Source organism: Blastomonas sp. (assembly GCF_041747255.1).
Lineage (GTDB): Bacteria > Pseudomonadota > Alphaproteobacteria > Sphingomonadales > Sphingomonadaceae > Blastomonas.
The window spans coordinates 1-1,740 of the sequence record NZ_JBGTFM010000355.1; the positions used below are offsets into that span (position 1 = coordinate 1).

2 protein-coding genes and 1 pseudogene are annotated in these 1,740 nt (G+C 60.5%); all 3 read right to left on the reverse strand.

Annotated elements, in window-relative coordinates; translation table 11 throughout:
* A partial coding sequence (locus ACEW8G_RS12145; protein WP_373488680.1) for a class I mannose-6-phosphate isomerase occupies positions 1-544 on the reverse strand: 544 nt, incomplete at its 3' end.
* Complete coding sequence (galE, locus tag ACEW8G_RS12150) at positions 541-1,575, reverse strand: UDP-glucose 4-epimerase GalE (protein ID WP_373488681.1); 1,035 nt, start codon at positions 1,573-1,575, stop codon at positions 541-543. The genes galE and ACEW8G_RS12145, both read right to left, overlap by 4 nt.
* Positions 1,572-1,740 (reverse strand): annotated as a pseudogene (locus ACEW8G_RS12155) (phosphomannomutase); the annotation flags it as partial. The gene galE and the pseudogene ACEW8G_RS12155, both read right to left, overlap by 4 nt.

Sequence of the window (1,740 nt, forward strand, 5' to 3'; positions counted from 1 at the left end):
GGTCTGCATAAGGAACAGCCTGCGAGACTGAGACGCCATCATTCAGATGCAGTTCGCGTGGGCGACCGTCATCATACAACCGGTATGTGATGTCTGCATTCTGTTGGATTTCGACAAGGCTGACGCCCGCACCGATGGCATGCACCGTGCCGGCGGGAATGTAGTAAAAGTCTCCGGCCTGCACTGGCTTCCAGTCCATCAGCGCCTCGATCTCGCCGCTCAGCGCGGCGGCGCTCAGTTCCTCACCGGACAGGGCACATGTGGTGCCGATGCCCAGCACCGCGCCAGGCTCTGCATCCAGCACCAGCCAGCATTCCTCTTTGCCGCTGACCAGCCCCCGGGCATGCGCCTGCGCATCGCTCGGGTGAACCTGGATCGACAGCTTCTCGCTGGTGAAAAGAAACTTGACCATCAGCGGCAGCGCTGGGCCGGTCTCAGGCTCAAACCAGAGTTCGCCAATCTGTTCGGTTCCCGGATTGACAAACGGATGCGGCAACACGCGTCGACCCCAAGGCTTTGCCACATAGCGTGTGGTCAATTTCATCGTTTCACGTCCATGAGCTTGCGTTCCCAGGCGAGCGCGTGGCGCACAATCATCTCAAGATCATCATGCTGCGGGGTCCAGCCAAAGCGACTACGAATCGCATTGCTGTCAGCAGTCAAAGCGGCCGGGTCACCGGCGCGGCGGCCGGCGACCTTTCGCTCGATCTTCAGGTTTGTAACCCGGTCGACCGCATTGAGCACTTCGAGCACCGAATAGCCATGACCATAGCCGCAGTTGAGCGTGTGCGAGCTTGCCGGGTCGGATATCAGATGTTCAAGCGCGAGCACATGCGCGTGGGCCAGATCGCTGACATGAATGTAATCGCGCACCCCGGTGCCGTCGGGCGTATCGAAATCTGTGCCGAACACTGCAACGTGATCGCGCTTGCCCAGCGCCGCTTCGACCGCGACCTTGATCAGATGGGTCGCTCCTGCGGTGGACTGGCCGGTGCGCGCGCGCGGATCGGCACCTGCGACATTGAAATAGCGCAGCGCGCAATAATTGAAGTCATACGCGGCTGCGACATCGCGCAGCATCCACTCGGTCATCAACTTGGATGTGCCATAAGGATTGATCGGAACTTGCGGCGCAGATTCCATGATCGGGCCGTCGGTAGCGGGCGTGCCATAGGTCGCTGCGGTTGATGAGAAGATGTAATGCTTCACACCACCGGTGACCGCTGCTTCGATCAGCGCGCGGCTCTTGACCGTATTGTTGGCGTAGTATTTCAGTGGATCGCTGACCGATTCGGGGACAATAATTGAGCCTGCAAAGTGCAGGATTGCGCCAATGCTCTGGTCGCTGATAATCCGCGCCAGCAACGGGCCATCGGCGATGTCGCCTTCAAAAAACGCGACATCATCAGGAACAGCCCAGCGAAAGCCGGTGGTCAGATTGTCGATCACCGCAACCTGCCAGCCGGCATCGCGCAGCGCGAGCACGGCATGGCTGCCGATATAGCCTGCGCCGCCGGTCACCAATATGGTGCGGCGGTGCCTGAAGTCATCGAGCCTGGACGCCGCGTTGCTCAATGACCCGCCGCCTCACCTCGAACAAGCCCTGATGCGGCCAGTTGCTCATCGATCTGCGTCATCAGCCGTGCAAGGCCTTCTTCACTCTTTGCCTCGGCGCGAGCGACGAGCACATCCTGCGTGTTCGATGCCCGCAGCAGCCACCAGCCGTCGTCGGTGTTGACG